Annotated in this window: 1 protein-coding gene; it reads left to right on the forward strand. The window is 69.5% G+C overall.

The window, feature by feature from the left end:
• Nucleotides 1-130: 130 nt before the first annotated feature.
• Complete coding sequence (locus tag E1264_RS41180) at nt 131-3829, forward strand: M20/M25/M40 family metallo-hydrolase (RefSeq protein ID WP_207936929.1); 3699 nt, start codon at nt 131-133, stop codon at nt 3827-3829.
• Nucleotides 3830-3918: the final 89 nt, after the last annotated feature.

Below are 3918 nucleotides of genomic sequence, written 5' to 3' on the forward strand. Positions count from 1 at the left end.
TCTCTGCCCCCAATCCGAGTGCCGAGCAGGTAGCAGGCGTGCCCCCGCTGGCGGTGGACGGCATCGCCGTGCCTGCGGCCGCCCGTCCCCCCGCGGTGCGGTCTCCCCCCTCAGTGGAGGCATGCGGAAAGTGAAACGCAGACACGTCGTGGCGGCCTTTACGGCCGCCACTCTCGGGATCGGCGGCCTCGTGCCGCTGGCCCTGAGAACCACCCCCAGCGCGGAAGGATCGAGCCCCGATCCGAAGACCGCGGCCGTCGTATCGGCGGAACGCCTGATCAACGGACGCGTCGCCCAGCTGCACCCGAGCAAGGGCGACAAGTACGTCCGGACGCAGGTCGTCGGCACCCCGTGGAACCTGACCTACGTCGCCTACGAGCGCACCTACCGCGACCTCCCGGTCGTCGGCGGTGACTTCGTCGTCGCGACGGACGGGAAGGGCCACGTGCGCAACCTTTCGGTGGCGCAGAAGAGCCCGATCGCCATCGGCCTCACGCCGAAGGTCTCCAAGACGGAGGCCGCGCGGAAGTCGCGCGGCGCGGTGGCCAAGCCGGACGGCAAGAAGCTGGCGCCGCGCCTGGTCGTCCATGCGCTGGCGAAGCCGAGGCTCGCGTGGGAGACGACCGTCACCGGAAGTGACCACGGGCACCCGAGCGAGAAGAAGGTCTACGTCGACGCCCTGACGGGCAAGCGGTTCGACGAGCAGGAGCTCGTCGTCGCGGGCACCGGCACCGGCATCTGGGGCGGGCCGAACCTCCAGTTCGGAACGACCCAATCCGGCGGCCAGTACAGCATGCGGGACCCGCAGCGTCCCGGTCTCACCTGCGCCGACTACAGCACCAACCAGATCTTCTCCGGTCCGGACGACGTGTGGGGCAGCACGTCCAAGACCAGCAGGGAAGCCGGCTGCGTCGACGTCATGTACGCGGGCGCCGGATTCTGGGACCTGCTGAAGTCGTTCGGGCGCACCGGCCTGAACAACAACGGCCAGTGGGCTCCCGCGTACGTGGGGCTCAACGCCGTCAACGCCTACTGGCAGAGCGGCCGCGCCACGTTCGGCCACAACCAGCAGAACCAGTGGATCACCGCGGCGGACGTCGTGGCGCACGAGTTCGGCCACGGGTTCGACAGCTACACGCCCGGCGGGATCTCCGGCGGCAACACGCAGGAGTTCGTCGGGGACGTGTGGGGAGCGACCGTCGAGGCGCTCCTCAACAACCCCGAGGACGTTCCCGACTACACGGTCGGCGAGGAGGTCAACCTCACCGGCTCGGGCCCGATCCGCAACATGTACGAGCCGTCCCGGGTCAACAACGACCCGAACTGCTACTCCAGCTCGGTGCCGAGCATGGGGGTGCACAAGGCGGCCGGGCCGGGGAACCACTGGTTCTACCTGCTCGCCGAGGGCAACAACCCGGGCGGCGGCAAGCCGTCCAGCCCGACCTGCAACGGCAGCAGCATGACCGGCATCGGCATCATGAACGCCGCGAAGATCTTCTACAACGCGATGATGCTGAAGACGTCCGGCATGAGCTACTTCCGCTACCGGGTGGTGACGCTGCAGGCGGCGAAGAACCTCGACGCGTCGTGCACCTGGTACGAGAAGGTCAAGGCCGCGTGGAACGCGGTCTCGGTCCCGGCGCAGTCCGGTGAGCCGACCTGCCAGCCGACCGGCGGCAACGACTTCTCGCTGTCGGTGTCGCCCGGCTCGGGCACGGTGAAGCAGGGCGCCTCGGTGCAGGCGACGGTCGCCACGACCGTCACCCAGGGCTCCTCGGAGGCGGTCGACCTGACCGCGTCCGTGTCGCCGGCCAACAGCGGCCTGACCGCGAGCTTCAGCCCGGCGCGCGTCCAGTCCGGCAACACCTCGACGCTCACCCTCACGGCGAGCTCCTCGGCGCAGACCGGGCCGTTCACGGTCACCGTGACCGGACGGGGCGGGACGAAGACCCAGACCGCGACGTACTCGCTCAACGTCCAGGACGACAGCGGGCCGGGCACCAACGAGCCGCCGAACATCAGCCTCGCGAACCTCCAGGGGCACCTGCAGCAGTTCCAGAACTTCGCCACGCAGAACGGCGGGAACCGGTACGCGGCCGGCGCCGGGTACACCGCGTCCGCCAACTACGTGACGCAGAAGCTGCAGGCCGCAGGGTTCACCGTGACCCAGCAGGCGTGCACCTCCGGATGCACGGCGGGCTCCGGCCCCAACGTGATCGCCGAGTGGCCGGGCGGTGACGCCAACAGCGTCTACATGTTCGGCGCGCACCTCGACGGTGTCCGGGGCGGGCCCGGCATCAACGACAACGCCACCGGCTCCGCCGCGCTCCTGGAGACCGCGCTGGCGCTGGCGCAGGCCAAGCCGACGATGCTGAACAAGGTCCGGTTCGCCTGGTGGACCGACGAGGAGCAGGGCCTCAACGGCTCCGAGTTCTACGTCGGCCGCCTCGCCCAGACCGAGCGGTCGAAGATCAAGGGTTACTTCAACTTCGACATGGTCGGCAGCCCGAACGCCGGCTACTTCATCGACAACCTCAACTCGCAGCTGTCCTCCAACCTGAAGGGATACTTCGACTCGATCGGCGTCGCCCCCGACGAGATGGGCGAGTGCTGCAGCGACGACGGCCCGTTCCGCAACGCCGGGATCGCGACGACGTTCCTGTCCACCGGGGCGTCGGCCGTGAAGTCGTCCGCGCAGGCGCAGAAGTGGGGCGGCCAGGCCGGTGTGGCCTTCGACCGCTGCTACCACGCCTCCTGCGACAGCTACCCGAGCAACATCAACACGACCGCGCTCGACCGGAGCGCGGACTCGATCGCGTGGGCGCTGTGGAAGACGTCCGTGGGTCAGTCGAACCCGTCGGACGACTTCTCCATGGCGGCGAACCCCACGTCCGCAAGCGTCCAACCAGGACAGTCGGCCACGGCCACCATCACCACCGCGGTGACCGAGGGCGCCGCCCAGCCGATCAACCTGACGGCTTCGGTGTCGCCGGGCGGGCCCAGCGTCAGCTTCAGCCCCGCCACCATCCAGGCCGGCGGAGCGTCCACGATGACCGTCGCCACCACGTCGGCAACCCCGGCGGGCGACTACGTCGTGACGGTCACCGGCACCGGGGAGTCCGCCACGCGCACCGCGAGCTTCACGCTGCGGGTGCAAGGCGATGGGACTGACGACTTCTCGGTGTCGGTCGACCCGTCCAACGGGACCGTCCAGGCGGGCAACTCGACGACGGCCACCGTCCGCACCGCCCTCACCCAGGGGACGGCGCAGCAGGTGGCGCTGTCGGCGACGGTTTCGCCCGGCGGCGTGACGGCCACCATCAACCCGGGTGAGGTCAAGGCGGGCGGTACCGCGACCCTGACGCTGGCCACCACCAGTAGCACGCCCGAGGGCAGCTACACGGTGACGGTCACCGGACGGGGCTCGGTCACCCGCACGGCCACCTACACCCTGACGGTGACCAAGCCGTCCGGTGGTGACCGCACGTTCACCAGCGACACCGACTACCCGATCCGCGACTACACCTGGACGACCAGCCCGATCCAGGTCGCCATCGAAGGGCAGGCGGCGTCGACGGTGAACCTGTCGATCGACGCCACGCACACCTGCTCCGAGGACCTCGGAGTGTGGCTGGTCGCGCCCAGCGGCCAGCAGTTCGTGGTGAAGCGGCAGGGCACCGGCCAGTACCAGTGCACGCCGTGGAACGGCGCACGGACCTTCCAGGTTCCGGGCGTCTCCTCGCAGGCGGCCGGTAACTGGCTGGTGTACGTCTACGACTACGGGCCCCAGGACATCGGGACCCTGAGGGGCTGGAGCATCACGCTCTAGTCTCCGGTGGTGTCAAGTGTCCGGTCCGGTCTCCTCCCCGCAAGGGGTGGAGGCCGGGCCGGACATCCACATATCCCCCCATCCCCGCC

The sequence above is a fragment of the Actinomadura sp. KC216 genome (assembly GCF_004348535.1).
Classification (GTDB): Bacteria; Actinomycetota; Actinomycetes; order Streptosporangiales; family Streptosporangiaceae; genus Spirillospora.